The organism is Paenibacillus sp. A3M_27_13 (genome assembly GCF_024213315.1).
Taxonomy (GTDB): Bacteria; Bacillota; Bacilli; order Paenibacillales; family Paenibacillaceae; genus Paenibacillus; species Paenibacillus polymyxa_B.
Map to the genome: position 1 here is coordinate 1,268,502 of NZ_JANAVE010000002.1, position 16,588 is coordinate 1,285,089.

Genomic DNA, 16,588 nt, shown 5'->3' on the forward strand with positions numbered 1-16,588 from the left:
AAAGAATGAAAATGAAAAGCCAATATTCAAGGGAGCGTAACAGCGATGAATAAGAAAGCAATACCGGTAACAGTGTTGAGCGGATATTTGGGTGCAGGAAAAACAACGATTTTGAATCATGTATTAAACAATCGGGACGGAATGAAAGTGGCAGTCATCGTCAATGACATGAGTGAAGTGAATATAGATGCTGAGCTGGTTAAAAAAGAGGGCGGCTTGTCCAGAACAGAAGAAAAACTGGTCGAGTTGTCTAATGGTTGTATTTGCTGCACATTGCGTGAAGATTTATTGCTGGAGGTCAAGAAGCTGACGGAACAAGGCGGTTTTGATTATATTTTAATCGAATCTACAGGCATCAGTGAACCCGTGCCAATCGCTCAAACTTTTACATACGTTGATGAAGGAACTGGCATTGATTTGGCATCGCTGGCAAAACTGGATTGCATGGTGACCGTAGTCGATGCGAATCGTTTCTGGCATGATTTTGAATCAGGAGAAACGCTACTGGATCGCAGGCAGGCTACTGGTGAAGACGACACGCGTGATATCTCGGACTTGCTGATTGACCAGATTGAAACCTGTGATGTATTGATTCTGAATAAGTGCGATCTGGTTCAGCCTGCGGAGCTGGACAAGCTGGAGGGTGTGCTGCGGAGATTACAGCCTGAAGCCCGGATCATTCGTACTTCCAAGGGAAAGGTCGCTCCTTCGGACATTTTGAATACAGGGCTATTCAATTTTGACAAGGCTAGTCAATCCGCTGGATGGATTCGTGAGCTGGAGCTTGAAAGCCATACACCAGAAACGGACGAATATGGGATCAATTCCTTTGTATATCGCCGTAGAAGACCATTTCATCCTGCGAGATTGGCTGAATTTATGAACTACTGGCCGGAGGAGGTCGTTCGCGCCAAAGGTTTGGCCTGGATTGCAACCCCGCAGGATTGGGCAGCGAGTATTAGCCAAGCTGGACCATCTATTCAATTTGGCCCTGCGGGAAGCTGGCTTGCTGCGTTATCTGAAGAAGAACGGCAGGAGATCGTCGCAGCCGACCCTGAGGCTCTGGACCATTGGGATGAACAATGGGGCGACCGCATGAACGAAATCGTCATGATAGGTATCGGAATGAATCGACCAGACTTGGAAGAAGAGCTAGATGAATGTCTACTGAACGATAACGAAATGAATATGGACTGGTCCAGCTTTGAGAATCCGCTTCCTTGGCCGACATGCTGAAGCTAGTTGATCCATTCAGTAATAAAGTCCATACATTTTTTAGCTGCTGGAGAAACATTTTTTAAGGAAGCGGTAGCGATACCGATAGTACGGGAATGCCTTTCGTCCAAAGGTCGAATAGAGATGTCGTAAGGAATGTGAGACAGGATCATTTCAGGAAGAATACTCACGCCTAGGCCATTCTGCACCATAGCCATAATCGCATGGTCATCTTCTAATTCGTATTTGATTTTAGGTGACATATTATGCTGTGAAAAAATATTTCTTACATCGGTGTCACAGCCTGCAACAGGCATAATGAAAGGCTCATCTCTGAGCTGTTTTACTCGAATTGAAGCTTGCTTTCCAAGAATATGATCGGAAGGAAGTAGACAAAGCATGCTTTCTTCTTTTAATGGCAACGCCTCTAATGTGTCTAACGTGGGTAGGTTCACAAAGCCGAAATCAGCTTCCCCACTGACTATCCAGCTCTCAATTTCATGGTAGTTCCCATCGAGCAGTTTTACTTCAATAAGAGGAAACTGCTCATTGAATTTTTTTAGAATACGGGGCAGCCAATGAATAGAGACGCTTGAAAATGTACCGATCTTCACGGTTCCGATTTCCAATCCTTTAATTAAAGCTACCTCTTGGTAAAGCTTTTCGTCCATTTGTACAATCTCTCTAAATCGCTTCATTAATCTTTCCCCGTTATTGGTCAATCTGATGCCTGAACGACCTCGGATCAGAAGAGTCAGCCCTAGTTCATGTTCCAACCCAGAGATCGCATGGCTGATTGCTGATTGTGTAAGATTTAAAACTTCCCCGGCCTTTGTGAAACTTCCCATTTCAACTACGCAAAGAAAAATCTTATATTTAAACAAATTTGTGTTCACTCCTATTTTTATGAAATATATTCATGCATCATATCAGATATATTCATTTTTTTTATTTAATATTTATGATTATAATCAAATTAAAGAAAGGTTATTTAATTTTGTTTTAGGAGGGTCATATGAATTCAATTGCTAAAACTCCTCGTCCGCCCTATTATGCGGCTATCTTTACTTCTGAACGTACGGAAGGAGATGGCGGATACGGAGTGATGGGAGACAAAATGGTGGAACTGGCTGCCCAACAGCCTGGTTTTCTAGGTGTGGAAAGTGTTCGTGACCACAATGGAGTAGGCATTACAGTTTCCTATTGGGAGTCTCTGGACGCTATAAAAAATTGGAAACATAACGAGCTGCACAAGGTAGCGCAGGAAAAAGGGAAATCCGAGTGGTATAAAACATTTGGTTTAAGAGTGAGCAAGGTAGAACGAGATTATTTTTTTACAGTGTAAATAGGTTCAATATCAAAGTTAGTGCTTAGCATGAAGCCAAAGAGGTCCCATATGGGACTTCTTTGGCTTCTCTGTCAGAAAGGCATCGTCGACCATTTTGTGAAACGTAAACGGTTCTATTCATATTCAGTTCATAAACGTGGGTTATCCTCTCTATAGAAACCGTACAGGGAGGATATGAATGTGGATTATACAGACAGAAAAGAGACCTTGGCCATTGAAGCAAGGGGACTCGTAAAAGCTTTTGGTGACAAGCAGGCTGTTGACGGTGTCGACTTGAACGTGCGTGCTGGCACGATCTACGGTGTGCTTGGTCCTAATGGAGCAGGCAAAACGACTACCATCCGAATGCTGTCAACGTTATTGCGGCCTGATGGGGGATCAGCCCGTATCTTCGGGCACGATGCAGTAAAGGAGCCGCAGGTTGTGCGTCAGTTGATCGGGGTGACAGGCCAGTATGCATCGGTCGATGAGTCGCTTAGCGCTACCGAGAACCTGATCATCTTCTCCAGACTGCTTGGACTGGGACGTGCCGAGGCGCGTCATAAGGCAGCGGAGCTGCTGGAGGAATTTGGCTTGGCCGAAGCGGCCAAACGACCGCTAAAGCATTTCTCCGGAGGTATGCGCCGTCGGCTGGATTTGGCCGCAAGTCTCATTGCCAAGCCGCCGCTGATTTTCCTGGATGAGCCGACTACTGGACTAGACCCGCGCACGCGTGTCCAGATGTGGGACACGATCCGGAGTTTGGTCAAGACCGGTTCCACCGTACTGCTCACAACCCAGTACCTCGACGAGGCGGATCAACTTGCTGATCGAATCGCGGTGATCGATCATGGCCGGGTAGTCGCTGAGGGTACGGTGGATGAACTGAAAGCGGCAGTGGGGGCGTCGACTCTGCAACTCAAAGTGCAAAATCAACAGGACATCGAGAGAGCTGTTCAGATCGTTGAACAGGTGCTTTCAGTTAAGTCCAGCGTGTCAGTGGAAGCTGGAAAGATTATCTCTCCGATGGCCAACGCAGATCGGGTAACGGACCTGCTGATCGCCCTCCGTACCGGAGAGATTCGTCTAGCAGAGATGAGTGTGCAGAAGCCGACGCTCGACGAGGTGTTTTTGTCCATCACTGGTCATGGGGCACAAGTAAACAGACAGCAGACGTCCCAAGGAGCGCATGCTGTGGAGGGGGCGAGAGCATGAAGAGTACTACTGTTATGACAGGTTCTGATCGCACATTGAAGAAGTCTGTGAGTTTCAGGCAGGCGTTTTTCAATTCCATGACGATGGCCTACCGGGGCATTCTGAAGATCCGGCATACTCCCGAGCAATTGTTTGATGTCACGCTCCAGCCGATCATTTTCACCCTTATGTTTACCTATATCTTTGGCGGCGCCATCTCAGGAGACGTGCAGCATTATTTGCCTGTTATTATTCCAGGCATCCTCGTGCAGACGGTGATCTCGACCTCCGTCGTTACCGGCGTCCAACTACGTGAGGATATGGACAAAGGAGTGTTCGACAGGTTCAAGTCACTCCCAATCGCACGCATTGCGCCTTTGGCTGGAGCTCTGCTAGCTGACAGTATTCGGTATACTATTGCGACTGTACTTACCTTCGCCATGGGGTATATTTTGGGGTATCGGCCAGAGGGAGGACTGCTGAGTGTCGCTATCGCTGCGCTTTTGGTCATCGTGTGTTCCTGGGCAGTCAGCTGGATTTTCGCCTTCTTTGGCGTGATTGCCCGCACTGCTTCCAGTGTACAGGGCATCTCCATGATTGTTCTGTTTCCGCTCACTTTTGTTTCCAATGCATTTGTGCCTGTGGACACAATGCCTGGTTGGCTACAGTGGTTTGTAAACGTCAACCCGATTTCACATCTTGTGAACGCAGTCAGGGAGCTTGCGAATACGGGAACGATTGGCGAGGAACTGGCGATCTCACTGCTTGGCGCTACAGTCATTGTGGCGATCTTCGCGCCGCTTACGGTGCGTGCTTATATGCGTAAAGCATAAGATGGCGGTCTTCTTGACGAGGACGAGAGATTTAAGGCAGAGTTAGTTAGGGGGGATTGAAATGACGTGTGTATTAGTCGTTGATGATGATCCGCATATTCGTGAACTGGTCGGACACTTTTTGAGAATGGAAGGTCTGGAGGTAGTCGAGGCGGTGGATGGTTTGGACGCGATGCGCATTTTTGATCAAATCAAGGTCGATTTGCTTGTTCTTGATATCATGATGCCGGGAATGGATGGTTGGGAGCTGTGCCGTAAGCTGCGAGAGCAGACCGACCTGCCGCTGCTTATGCTTACAGCCAAAGGCGAGACGTCACAGATCGTGAAAGGCTTCGCGCTCGGAACGGACGACTATCTTGTTAAGCCATTCGACCCCATGGTGCTTGTCGCACGCGTGAAGGCTTTATTAAAACGTTATCGTATCATGGCTTCAAAATCAGTGACTGTCGGAGATCTTGTCCTGCGCAGCGATACATTTGAGTGTCGGGCTGGAGAGAAGGAGATTACCCTGCCGCTCAAGGAGTTTGAGCTGCTCTTCAAGCTGGCCAGCTATCCTGGCAAAACCTTTACCCGCGACCAGTTGATCGAACAGATCTGGGGTTATGATTATGAGGGAGACGAAAGAACAGTTGATGTCCATATCAAGCGCCTTCGGGAACGATTTCCGGAGGCAAGGCACTCCTTCCGGATCAGTACGATCCGAGGATTGGGTTATCGGCTGGAGGTAAGGCAATGAAGCGGGAACCGGGATTCCTCCATATCCTTGCGAGACTCATGCTGGTGTTATTGGTGCTGTATCTTAGCTGGACTGCCGCGTACTTTATTACGGCGGCGATCTATTCGCGCATGTCATGGGCTTTTCATGATTTGTTCGTCTTTCTTATTAATGCGACGCTTGGCTTTTTCTTCTTCGGTATTATCAGTATGACGGTAAGACGCTTCATCCAGCCTAGAGAGCAGCACGCTTTTACCGAAATGATCGATGCTTTAAAACGTATTTCGCAAGGAGACTTTCACATTAATCTGGATTGGGACCTCGGCGGGCGGAACGGAAAACATCGGAGGCCGCATCCTTATGTACAGTTGGTGGACAGTATCAATGATATGGCTGCAAATCTGAAGGCTATGGAAAAACTGCGGGAGGAGTTTATTTCGAACGTATCCCATGAAATCGGCTCACCACTGACCTCGATAATCGGATTCGCCAAGGCGCTTAAGGATGAGAATCTGGATCGTGAGCAGCGAGACCGGTATTTGTCGATCATCGAGACGGAGTGTATTCGTCTATCCAAGCTAAGCGATAATCTCATGAAGCTGGCGATTCTGGATTCGGAGCGGCATCCGTTTCGTCCGTCCCTTTATCGGCTGGACAAGCAGCTGATTTCGCTTATTCTCGCCTGCGAACCGCAATGGGAGGCTAAAAAAATCGAGATGACTGTTGAGGTGGATATAGTTGAGGTCAACGCGGACGAGGATCTGATGGGCCAGGTTTGGGTGAATCTTCTTCACAATGCCATTAAATTTACACCACAGGGTGGAAGCATATCTGTTTCTCTTTCAAGTAACGGTGATCAGGCGGTTATCTGCATTGCGGATACGGGACAGGGCATCAACGAACAGGATCAGCAGCGCATTTTTGAACGTTTTTATAAAGCAGACCAGTCACGGGCCCGAACTGCAGGAGGCAGTGGTTTGGGACTTTCCATTGCTTATAAAATAACAGAGATGCATACCGGCTCTATCTCTGTATCCAGCAAGGTGGGAGAAGGAACGGTATTTACAGTTATGCTGCCGCTGCGCCAGAAAGTAATGAAAGGCAGCAGCAACTGTGAAATGTACAACGGCACAGTAATTTAAAAAGGAGCATCTTCAAAGCCACAAACGGCTGAAGGACGCTCCTTTTTAGTTCCCATACTTATACTCTTATGGCATATGCGTATGTGCTCAGGACTTAGATGTATTTACCGGCTGCATCTCCTGTATAGCTTCTTTCAAGCTTTGTGAGCATTGCTCATATAGCTGTTTTCTTTGTTGCTCACTGGAACCAGATGCGAGTTTTTGCAACTCCGTTGTGCATTGTTCCAGCAAAGTCAGCACGGCTTGATTCGAATCCTGCACCTTGTTTAGCTGTACATTGTCACTATATTGGTCAATGTACAGTTCTCCTTGCGGGTCCACCTGCGCGAAAAACACATCTTTGACCGTTAGACTCTTTTCCTTTAGCTTGGCATCCAGCCATTGTTGAGTGATCCCCATATATGCCATTTGTTGCTCCATAAGTTGTCCATCCATAATGACTGCTGTTGGTTCCTTCTCCGGTAATTGCTGCATATTCAGATCTTTAAGTGTCACAGGCTGCTTGTCTTTGGTTAACAGCACATTGACTTCGCCACTGGTTTCCATAAGAGCAAATTCCACGTCAGATACTTTGAATACATTTTTGCTTCGAAGCTGCTCCATGAGTTCATCCAGGGTGAGCCGTTCTTTTCTCAGATTATCCTCTAAAATTTTGCCGTCTTTGATCAGGATTGTTGTCCTTCCATCTGTTATATCTCTGATTTTCTTGCTTTTAATTTGCAAATATTCAATGCCAAGTGTTGTCAGTACCCATACTGACAAGGCTATGAGGCCTAGATACCAGGTGGATTCACGCTCCATAGGAATGGTAGCAGCCAGGTTACCTATCGTGATTCCTGTTATATATTCGAACAAGGAAAGCTGGGATACCTGACGTTTTCCAAGAATTTTGGTGATTAAAAATAATATAGCGACAGCCATTAATGTGCGTATAGCAACCTCGGCCCAATCCTGCATTTGCTCAACCTCATTTCATTTCGCCACAAGGACGCTACTATTCCAAGGATATCCGCGTCAAGGCACATTTAAACTCCAATTCCCCTAAATTTAAATAACCAAGCTGCCAATAAGCGATGAAATACAATATATAATTAAAATTTTCTATCGATGAATTATCATTGTCTATTGAACAAGCGATTGACGGAAAGGAGGGGGGAGGATACATTATAAATATAATTCTTATTTAATTCATCGGGATTATAAACATTAAGCTCACGGAGGTATGTATATGTCGTCCAAACCTAAAGTTGTATTGTGGAGTAAAACCGGCTGTCATTTTTGTGGAGAGATCAAATCGTACCTGGAATCCCAAAATCAGCCGTATGAAAATATCCAAGTGGACGGAAATGATGCGCTGCGTGACGTGCTGGAGACCAAATATGGTATTCGTTATGTCCCTGTCGTCGAGGTAGGCGGGGATAATAAATATGAAGCACTGCTCAACCCGGATCTGGAAGAGTTGGGTAAAGTGCTGGAAAGTTACAATCAAGTAGTATAGGCCAATAGGAAAAGGATCAGTTGCTCCGCTGCCTATACAAAATAAGTAGCGGAGACTGCCCTACAAACCATTAGCAGCCTAGCTGCCCTAAAAAAATGATAGCCGTAGGATAACAATTATGTTCAAGAGAGGTGGAAGAGTTATGGCTAAGAATAGACAAATTAAATTTGGTGCGATTATTCACGGTGTTGGGGGAAGCATGACGACTTGGCGTCACCCTGAAGTACCTGCGGATGCGAGTGTTAACTTTGAATTTTATAAAACGCAGGCGCAAAAGGCAGAGGAAGGAAAGTTTGACCTCGTATTTATCGCAGATGGCCTGTTCATTAACGAAAAATCCATTCCCCACTTTCTGAACCGTTTTGAACCAATTACGATTCTGTCCGCTTTGGCTGGGGTGACGAAGCATATCGGACTGGTCGGCACACTGTCGACTTCCTATAGCGAACCGTTCACGGTAGCACGCCAGTTTTCTTCCATTGATCATATTAGCGGAGGTCGTGCAGGCTGGAATGTGGTAACTTCTCCGCTGGAAGGCTCTGCCCTTAACTTTAGCAAAGGCGAGCACCCGTCGCATCCGCAGCGCTATAAAATTGCAGAGGAATATTTACAGGTTACCAAAGGACTGTGGGACTCGTGGGAAGAGGATGCGTTCGTTCGTGATAAGGAAGCCGGCGTATTCTTTGATCCTGAAAAGCTGCATACATTGAACCATAAAGGTGAGTTTTTCTCTGTGCAGGGTCCACTGAACATTGGACGATCCAAGCAGGGACAGCCGGTTATTTTTCAGGCAGGTTCCTCGGAGGATGGCAAAAACCTGGCCGCCAAGGAAGCGGATGCTGTATTTACAGGACATGAAACGTTAGAGGAAGCGCAGCAGTTTTATCGTGATGTGAAAGAACGTGCGGTACGCTATGGTAGATCCGAAGAGGATATTGTCATTTTGCCGGGCATATCGCCGATTATTGGCAGCACGACGGAGGAAGCGGAACGTAAGTATGAAGAGATCACTAATCTGGTGACGATTGAGGCTGCGTTAAAATATTTGGGACGTTTCTTCGATCATCATGATTTCTCACAATATCCGCTGGATGAGCCATTCCCTGAGCTTGATGGTATTGGCAGCAATGCGTTCCGCAGCGGTACAGATAAAATCAAACGAGTAGCCAAGGAACAAAATTTGACCTTACGCGAGGTTGCGTTGCGTTCAGCTACGCCGAGAACCTCTTTTATCGGAACCGCTGAGCAGGTGGCGGATCGAGTGCAGGAGTGGTTTGAAAGAAAAGGAGCAGACGGATTCATCATTGGTTCTGATGTACCCTCGGGTCTGCATGACTTCGTAAATCTGGTTGTGCCTATTTTGCAGGAACGCGGTATTTACCGTCAGGATTATGAATTTAGCACACTACGTGAAAACCTGGGCGTGCCTATTCCTGAGAACCGCTATACAGCAGCCAAATCCAAAGTGAAGGTTGACGCATAACAGAAGGAGGAAAAAATATGTCCAAGGTTGTCATCCTATCAGGCAGTCCGTCTACACAATCCCGTTTATACGGCTTGATTAACTATACAACGGAGCAGTTGCAGCAGGCTGGAGCGGAGGTTACATTACTGAATGTGGTTGACTTGCCAGCTGAGGATCTGGTCACAGCTAACTTTAACAGCCCCGACGTCACAGCATCACTTGCATTGATTGCAGCAGCGGATGCCGTTATTGTGGCTTCTCCAGTCTATAAGGCGTCCTATTCAGGATTATTGAAAATATTCCTGGATTTGGTTCCGCAGGAGGGGCTAAGAGGGAAACCTGTCCTGCCTTTATTTATCGGAGGTACGCTGGCTCATCTGCTGGTCATTGACTATGCCTTGAAGCCGGTTATTAATGCACTGGGCGGAAGACATATTCTTGGCGGGGTGTATGCAGTGGATCAGTGGGTCGAACGTCTACCAGATGGAGCATACGGGTTGTCCGAAGAATTGGTTGCACGGTTGGAACGTTCTGTTAAAGAACTAAATGAGCTATTAAAATTATAGATATTTTCAATATTTCCATTGACAGGTCGTTCAGTGAGTTTTATGATACAAAAAAACCAAGTTAACATATTGGATAAATGTATATAAAACTTACTGGGGGACTTGCGTATGAATATCGAGAATATGGAAGCCTTTGTATACGTGAATCATTATGGGAGCTTTAACAAGGCGGCAGAAGCCTTGTTCTTGTCCCAGCCCTCCGTTACAGCACGGATTCAGACGCTAGAGCGCGAGCTAGAATGCAAGCTGTTCGACCGCCAAAGCAAGCAAACGGTTCTGACGGAGGATGGACGAAAGTTTCTTCCTTATGCGGAGCAGATGCTTCAGGTGCTGCAAAAAGGGAAGCAAAAGCTCCAACAGCGTAAGAAAGCCCCTCAGCAAATTCGAATTGGCTGCACGATATCGGTGTCGAACTACATCATTCCTGAAATATTAAAGCAGCTTCGTGCCCGTTATCCAGAGGTTAACTACAAAATTGTGACGGCTACGACGGATCAACTGGTACATAAACTGTTGAACCGTGAGGTAGACATTAGTTTTGTCCGTAAAGTGATGCATCCGGCTATCCGTACGCTTGCTTTTTATGAGGATCCGATTTCCCTGTATGTATACGACGGCCATCCGTTTATGAAAACAGGAAAGGCCAGCATACAGGATATTCAACGTGAAACACTGGTATTTTTCGAATGCGGATCACTAGATTGGATGAGGATTCATCGCGCTTTTGAATCACTGGAGCAGCCACCGGACATTGCTTTTCAGGTAGACAATGTGGTCACGGCCAAAAAGCTGGTATTGGAAGAAGCGGGTATTGCCTTTTTGCCGGATGTCTGTGTGAACCGTGAAGTGAAAGATCAGAAACTATTCCGTATCCATGTTCCAGAGGTAGCTGGGGTGTCTATGCAGATTAGCATAATAGCGACCAAAGAAGACTGTGCAGTGACCTCGGATTTTGCAGATGCACTGACAGAAGGTTTCCGGGGTGCTGTTTTGTTATAGAAATGTTCTATAGCTTGGTGGATTGACGTATAGGTTTCCAGGTGTTAAATTAATCACATCCTAAAACCAATTAAGCTTATAGGAATTATGAATTATTGGATGTTGTAGCTACCATGTATGTCGCAAACTGCTGATATACAAAGAGATGAGGGGGATTCATATGAAAAAGTGGTTTGCAATATTGTCTGTTATGGCAATCATCCTGGTGTTGGCAGGCTGCGGTTCCTCAGATAACGCGTCTAGCGCGTCAGGTTCAAGCGGAGACGTGAAGAAAATTATCGTAGGCACAGGTACTCAATTCAAAAATGTATGCTTTATTGACGAAAACGGAAATTTAACAGGTTTTGATGTGGAGCTGATTAAGGAGCTGGACAAGCGCCTGCCTCAATACGAATTTGAATTCAAAACGATGGACTTTGGAAATTTGCTGCTAAGTCTCGATGCCGGCAAGATTGATCTGGTATCGCATCAAATGGAAAAAAACCCGGAGCGCGAAGCCAAGTATCTGTTCAACAAAAATCCGTATAGCATTTTTCTGAACAGAGTCGCTGTAGCGAAGGATAACAATACCATTCATTCAATTGATGATTTGAAAGGGAAAAAGGTACTCACCAGCCCAACCAGTAATGCGGCGTATGTGCTGAAAGAGTATAACAAAACCCACGGAGATGCCCTGAATATCGTTTATACGAGTGGTGCAGCCAATGATACGGTGCAACAAATTACGAGCGGCCGTATAGATGCTACCGTTACGACAGACTTTGCGAACCGTTTTAACACCGATGAAAAAGGAGAAGTAGCTCTGAAGACCGTTGGTGATCCTTTGACTCAATCGGATGTACTGTATGTACTGAACAAAAATGAGCAAGGGTTGGCGGATGACCTGGACAAAGCCATTCAGGAAGTGAAGGACGACGGTACGTTGTCGAAGCTGAGCATTAAATGGCTTGGAGAGGATTTCACTAAGTCTCTGGAAGATGTGAAAAAAGAAGGTAGCAGTAAGAAGTAAGGATAGACTTGGACATTTCAGCGGTCAGGGTACTCTATGTATTCTGACCGTTGATGTATAGAAAGGAGGCAGGCATATGAGCAGAGAGTTCAATATTGACTATGTTTTTAGCTTTATCCCGAAAATGCTGTCTTACTTACACATCACCTTGTTTATTGTGGCAAGCTCGCTTGTATTGGGGCTTATCATTGGTCTGTTGGTTGCGCTGCCTCGCATGTATAACATTCCATTTCTCAAACGTGTTTCTCAAGTGTATGTTTCCTTTTTTCGCGGAACACCTATTCTAATCCAATTGTTTCTGGTGTATTACGGCCTGCCAGAGCTACTAAAGCTGTTGGATATCAATTCCTCCAGATGGGATGTGCTGTGGTTTGCCGTAGCGACCTACGCGCTCAATAGTGGAGCCTTTATTTCCGAAATTATCAGGTCAGGAGTAGAGGCAGTAGATCGAGGACAAATCGAGGCTGCGCAGTCCGTCGGCATGTCAGGCTACCAGACCTTTACACGTATCATAATGCCGCAAGCGCTGGCTGTGGTGGTTCCGGTATTTTCCAATCTGGTGATTGGCAATCTGAAGGATACTTCGCTGGCATTTACGATCGGAGCGATGGAGATGACAGGGAAATCACAGACATTAGGGTCGGCTACCCAGCATTTTGTTGAAACCTATATCGCGTTATCCCTTATCTATCTGGTGATCAGTCTGATTTTACAAAAATTGTTCAAGGTGCTGGAAAATACGCTTCTCCGGCATGAGCATCGGGATGCAGTACAGAAAGAACCCGAAAAACGAAAAAGCTTTGTGGTGCGTTACCTGAGAAGTCCCCGTCTTAGTAAAGGAGGTAAAGGCATATGAGTCTGGATTTTGGCTTTATATATACTGCCTTTTTAGGGTTGTTCTCCGCGTTGCCCAACACTTTAATTATTACGGTGGTTTCCGTACTGGCAGGGTTGGTCATCGGTATTATAACGGCGCTGGCGCGAATTTATAAGGTTCCTGTGTTGTCCCAGATTTCTCACGGTTACGTCACCTTTATCCGTGGCACACCGATGCTGATGCATTTGCTGCTTATTTATTTCAGTTTGCCTTTGTTGATTGATGCGGGAGCGAAGCATTTCGGCTGGCCGCTGCAATCCAAAGATGTTCCTTATATGGTATTTGCACTCATTTCGTTTTCCATTACCAGTGGCGCGTATATGTCTGAGGTCGTCCGTTCTGGAATTCAATCGGTCAACAAGGGACAAATCGAGGCGGCTTATGCCGTCGGTATGACGACGTGGCAAGTGCTGAGACGGATTGTATTTCCGCAGGCGTTCGTGGTGAGTTTGCCAAACCTGACGAATTCCGTTATTGGGATGCTTCATGGCTCTACCTTGGCTTTCACGGTATCGGTCACAGAAATCCAGGCACAGGCTGAAATTCTGGCATCTACCAACTGGAAATATTTAGAGGTATATATCGCGGCTGCACTGCTATTTTGGGGCTTGACGGTATTAATTGAGCGAATATCCGGCTTGGTGGAGAAAAAAATCAATGTGTTTAATGGAGGTCGAGCATCATGATCCGTCTGCAAAATATAACGAAGTCGTTCGGCAAACATGAAGTGCTCAAAGGCATTGATTTGACCGTGAACAAAGGCGAGGTCGTCGTTATTTTAGGCCCGAGCGGTTCAGGAAAAACGACTCTGCTACGCTGCATTAATTATCTGGAAAAGCCGAATGATGGGGAAGTCAGCATTGGCGATTTTACAGTGAACTGCAAGCGACCTGCGAAGAGGGATGTTTTGGCTCTACGTCAAAAGACGGCTATGGTTTTTCAGCAGTACAATTTGTTCAAGCATAAAACAGCACTGGAAAATGTCATGGAAGGGCTTGTCGTTGTCCGCAAGGTCAAGCAGGAGGAAGCGAAAAAAATTAGCATTGAAGTGCTGGAAAAGGTCGGTCTGGGTGAAAAGCTGAATCATTATCCAAGCCAGCTATCCGGAGGGCAGCAGCAGCGTGTCGGCATAGCGCGTGCCTTGGCGCTGAACCCGGAAGTGATTTTGTTCGATGAGCCGACTTCGGCGCTGGACCCTGAATTGGTGGGTGAGGTGCTGTCGGTGATCCGCAAGATTGCGAAGGAAGGCATTACAATGATTGTCGTTACACATGAAATGGGCTTTGCGCGCGATGTTTCAAATCATGTGGTATTTATGGATGGCGGTCATATTATCGAGGAAGGCACACCGGACGACATTTTTAACCACCCCAAAGAGGAACGTACCAAACAATTCCTGAAACGGATTACACCGGAATATAACTATTCAATTTAGACGGGAGAGGGAGACATGAGTATTAAAATCGGAGTATTGGATCAAAGCCCTATACACGAGGGGGAAACGGCAGCGCAGGCCCTTCGTAATACGATTAAGCTAGCACAGCGTGTAGAGGAATTGGGGTTTACGCGTTTCTGGGTATCAGAGCATCACGATTCCGAGCAGGTTGCGGGCTCTTCGCCAGAGGTACTCATTTCCCATTTGCTGGCACGCACTGAACGTATTAAAGTCGGTTCTGGTGGAGTGATGCTTCAGCATTACAGCCCTTATAAAGTAGCTGAAAACTTTAATGTGCTGTCCTCTCTTGCACCGGGTCGCGTAGATTTGGGAATTGGACGCGCGCCGGGCGGGTTGCCGAAATCCACACAGGCGTTACAACGAAACGTTCATGACGCGCCTTCTCTCGAAGAAAAAATTGATGAAGTAAGTCGCTATATTCATAATATTCCGTCTGAAGAAGGACCGTTAGCCGGGTTACAGGCGAATCCGATTCCAGAAACACCAGCGGATATTTACGTTTTGGGTACAAGTACAGACAGTGCTGGAATTGCTGCGCGTTTGGGGTTGCCCTACGTTTTCTCGCAATTTATCAATAGTAATGAGCAGATTGCATTGGAATCATTCCGTACGTATCGGGCGTCTTTCGATTATAGTTATGGACGTGAGCCGAAAGCTCTTTTTGCGCTTTCAGTCATCGTAGCGGACACTTCCGAGGAAGCTGAGGAGTTAGCAGGGGAGCACAAGCTGTACAAAATTCATCTGGCCAGTGGCAAGACGGCTACGGTGGGCACGCTGGAAAGTGCAGAAGAGTTCGGCAAGCAATCAGGTGAAGAATATACAATTGAAGCTACACAAGCGCAAATTAACAAAGGGAATAAAGACGAAATCTATGCTGTGTTGACGGAAATTCAAGCGAAGTATCAGGCCGATGAGCTAATTGTTACGACAGGAATAAGGGATATACACAAGCGCGTGCGCTCGTTCGAGTTATTGCATGAAGCTTTTGCCGGGTTGCCTGTGCAGTCCTAGATGTTGTTGGTCTGAGAGAATTGTAACTATTTTGGGTTCACGAAGGAGGAATAGGGATGAGTGGATCAACCGGGACGAAGGAGCAGGTTTTGGAGCAGAAGCTGGTGGACATTCGCCGCCATCTGCATCGAAATCCCGAGTTATCTAACGAGGAGGTTGAAACTACCGCCTTTATCCGCCGTCTGCTGGAAGAACAGAACATAACCATTCTGGATGTGCCGCTGCGTACCGGATTAGTAGCGGAAATCGGCGGACAGCAGGAGGGACCAACTGTCGCGCTTCGTGCAGACATTGATGCGTTGCCTATTCAGGAAGAGACGGGATTGCCTTATGCTTCGGTGCATCCCGGCAAGATGCATGCCTGTGGGCATGATTTTCATACCGCATCCCTGTTAGGAGCAGCCGTATTGTTGAAGCAGCGGGAGCAGGAGCTGAAAGGCACGGTTCGGCTGGTGTTCCAGCCAGCTGAGGAAAAGGCCAAAGGCGCTGCCCAAGTGCTGGACAGCGGTGCGTTGGCAGGGGTGCAGGCCATATTTGGCCTACATAACAAGCCGGACCTGCCCGTAGGCACGGTCGGCATCAAAGAAGGTCCGCTAATGGCAGCGGCGGATGGTTTTTACATCGAGGTGGAGGGTCTGAGCACACATGCGGCAGTGCCGCATGCAGGGATTGACCCCATCGTGGTATCGTCACATATCATTACGGCGCTGCAATCCATTGTGAGTCGGAGCGTTAATCCGCTGGATAGCGCGGTCATTAGCGTCACGAAGCTGCACAGTGGCAACGCCTGGAACATCATTCCTGACCGCGCCCATTTGGACGGAACCATTCGCACATTTGACGAAAATGTTCGCGCCCAGGTGATTGAGCGCTTCGAGCAGGTCGTAAAAGGCGTTGCGGATGCTTTCGGCACGAAAGCATCCATCCGCTGGATCGAGGGTCCGCCGCCTGTGCTGAACGACGGTAAGTTGGCCGTCATCGCGGAGGAGGCGGCAGAAGCGGTCGGTCTGGACGTAGTTCGTCCCATACCATCCTCGGCGAGCGAGGATTTTGGGTTTTATCAGAAGAACATCCCTGGTGTATTTGTCTTTGTCGGCACTGCGGGAAGCCAGGAATGGCATCATCCTGCCTTTGATCTGGACGAACGCGCGTTGCCCGGAACAGCGAAGCTACTGGCTTCACTGGCAGAATCGGCATTGATATCCATAGAGTAGGAGTGCAAGCCTAGTCTATGGATACTTATCCCCTCCTTGTAGAGGGGATATTTTTGTTTGACGCTAT

The 16,588-nt window shown here is 47.0% G+C and carries 18 protein-coding genes; 16 read left to right on the top strand and 2 right to left on the bottom strand.

Annotation, left to right across the window (positions count from 1 at the left end):
• Window positions 1–45: 45 nt before the first annotated feature.
• Window positions 46–1,236 (top strand): GTP-binding protein, encoded by a 1,191-nt coding sequence (locus NLX82_RS12385; RefSeq protein WP_068940746.1) that lies wholly within the window; start codon window positions 46–48, stop codon window positions 1,234–1,236.
• A 2-nt stretch (window positions 1,237–1,238) separates the two neighbouring features.
• On the opposite strand, the gene NLX82_RS12390 is transcribed toward NLX82_RS12385, so the two are convergent.
• Complete coding sequence (locus NLX82_RS12390; protein ID WP_076317399.1) at window positions 1,239–2,099, bottom strand: LysR family transcriptional regulator; 861 nt, start codon at window positions 2,097–2,099, stop codon at window positions 1,239–1,241.
• A gap of 131 nt (window positions 2,100–2,230) precedes the next feature.
• Between NLX82_RS12390 and NLX82_RS12395 the strand changes: the two genes are divergently transcribed.
• The 5 genes from NLX82_RS12395 to NLX82_RS12415 all read left to right on the top strand — a co-directional run bounded on the left by NLX82_RS12395 (window position 2,231) and on the right by NLX82_RS12415 (window position 6,426).
• Window positions 2,231–2,560 (top strand): antibiotic biosynthesis monooxygenase family protein, encoded by a 330-nt coding sequence (locus NLX82_RS12395; RefSeq protein WP_025722950.1) that lies wholly within the window; start codon window positions 2,231–2,233, stop codon window positions 2,558–2,560.
• Between the two features lie 177 nt (window positions 2,561–2,737).
• Window positions 2,738–3,757: a daunorubicin/doxorubicin resistance ABC transporter ATP-binding protein DrrA gene (locus tag NLX82_RS12400; protein WP_023988346.1), complete on the top strand. Its 1,020-nt coding sequence runs from the start codon at window positions 2,738–2,740 to the stop codon at window positions 3,755–3,757.
• Window positions 3,754–4,569: an ABC transporter permease gene (locus NLX82_RS12405; RefSeq protein ID WP_028542381.1), complete on the top strand. Its 816-nt coding sequence runs from the start codon at window positions 3,754–3,756 to the stop codon at window positions 4,567–4,569. Before NLX82_RS12400 ends, NLX82_RS12405 begins: the two co-directional genes overlap by 4 nt.
• Before the next feature lie 61 nt (window positions 4,570–4,630).
• Complete coding sequence (locus NLX82_RS12410) at window positions 4,631–5,305, top strand: response regulator transcription factor (RefSeq protein WP_023988348.1); 675 nt, start codon at window positions 4,631–4,633, stop codon at window positions 5,303–5,305.
• Complete coding sequence (locus NLX82_RS12415; protein ID WP_076160200.1) at window positions 5,302–6,426, top strand: sensor histidine kinase; 1,125 nt, start codon at window positions 5,302–5,304, stop codon at window positions 6,424–6,426. Before NLX82_RS12410 ends, NLX82_RS12415 begins: the two co-directional genes overlap by 4 nt.
• 87 nt (window positions 6,427–6,513) lie before the next feature.
• Here NLX82_RS12415 and NLX82_RS12420 read toward each other — a convergent pair whose 3' ends face one another.
• Window positions 6,514–7,383, bottom strand: a complete 870-nt coding sequence (locus NLX82_RS12420) for a DUF421 domain-containing protein (protein ID WP_028542379.1) — start codon at window positions 7,381–7,383, stop codon at window positions 6,514–6,516.
• A gap of 271 nt (window positions 7,384–7,654) precedes the next feature.
• On the opposite strand from NLX82_RS12420, the gene NLX82_RS12425 reads away from it, so the two are divergent.
• From NLX82_RS12425 to NLX82_RS12470, 10 genes are all read left to right on the top strand, one after another.
• Complete coding sequence (locus NLX82_RS12425) at window positions 7,655–7,924, top strand: glutaredoxin family protein (protein WP_023988351.1); 270 nt, start codon at window positions 7,655–7,657, stop codon at window positions 7,922–7,924.
• Window positions 7,925–8,066: 142 nt separating this feature from the next.
• Entirely contained in the window at window positions 8,067–9,407 is a 1,341-nt protein-coding gene (locus NLX82_RS12430; protein WP_023988352.1) for an LLM class flavin-dependent oxidoreductase, read from the top strand.
• Window positions 9,408–9,424: 17 nt separating this feature from the next.
• Window positions 9,425–9,955 (top strand): NADPH-dependent FMN reductase, encoded by a 531-nt coding sequence (ssuE, locus tag NLX82_RS12435; protein WP_029519116.1) that lies wholly within the window; start codon window positions 9,425–9,427, stop codon window positions 9,953–9,955.
• Between the two features lie 108 nt (window positions 9,956–10,063).
• A complete protein-coding gene (locus NLX82_RS12440) occupies window positions 10,064–10,954 on the top strand; it encodes a LysR family transcriptional regulator (RefSeq protein WP_013310069.1) in 891 nt (296 codons plus the stop codon).
• A gap of 160 nt (window positions 10,955–11,114) precedes the next feature.
• The gene (locus NLX82_RS12445) at window positions 11,115–11,963 is read left to right on the top strand and encodes a transporter substrate-binding domain-containing protein (RefSeq protein ID WP_023988354.1); all 849 of its coding nucleotides are present in this window, start codon (window positions 11,115–11,117) and stop codon (window positions 11,961–11,963) included.
• Between the two features lie 76 nt (window positions 11,964–12,039).
• Window positions 12,040–12,819: an amino acid ABC transporter permease gene (locus tag NLX82_RS12450; RefSeq protein WP_076160203.1), complete on the top strand. Its 780-nt coding sequence runs from the start codon at window positions 12,040–12,042 to the stop codon at window positions 12,817–12,819.
• Window positions 12,816–13,526, top strand: coding sequence for an amino acid ABC transporter permease (locus NLX82_RS12455; RefSeq protein ID WP_061830372.1), 711 nt, complete (start codon window positions 12,816–12,818; stop codon window positions 13,524–13,526). Before NLX82_RS12450 ends, NLX82_RS12455 begins: the two co-directional genes overlap by 4 nt.
• The gene (locus NLX82_RS12460; protein ID WP_023988357.1) at window positions 13,523–14,275 is read left to right on the top strand and encodes an amino acid ABC transporter ATP-binding protein; all 753 of its coding nucleotides are present in this window, start codon (window positions 13,523–13,525) and stop codon (window positions 14,273–14,275) included. Before NLX82_RS12455 ends, NLX82_RS12460 begins: the two co-directional genes overlap by 4 nt.
• Before the next feature lie 15 nt (window positions 14,276–14,290).
• Window positions 14,291–15,307 (top strand): LLM class flavin-dependent oxidoreductase, encoded by a 1,017-nt coding sequence (locus NLX82_RS12465; RefSeq protein WP_160790074.1) that lies wholly within the window; start codon window positions 14,291–14,293, stop codon window positions 15,305–15,307.
• Window positions 15,308–15,363: 56 nt separating this feature from the next.
• Window positions 15,364–16,521, top strand: a complete 1,158-nt coding sequence (locus NLX82_RS12470) for an amidohydrolase (RefSeq protein WP_075154123.1) — start codon at window positions 15,364–15,366, stop codon at window positions 16,519–16,521.
• The last annotated feature ends 67 nt before the right edge of the window (window positions 16,522–16,588 follow it).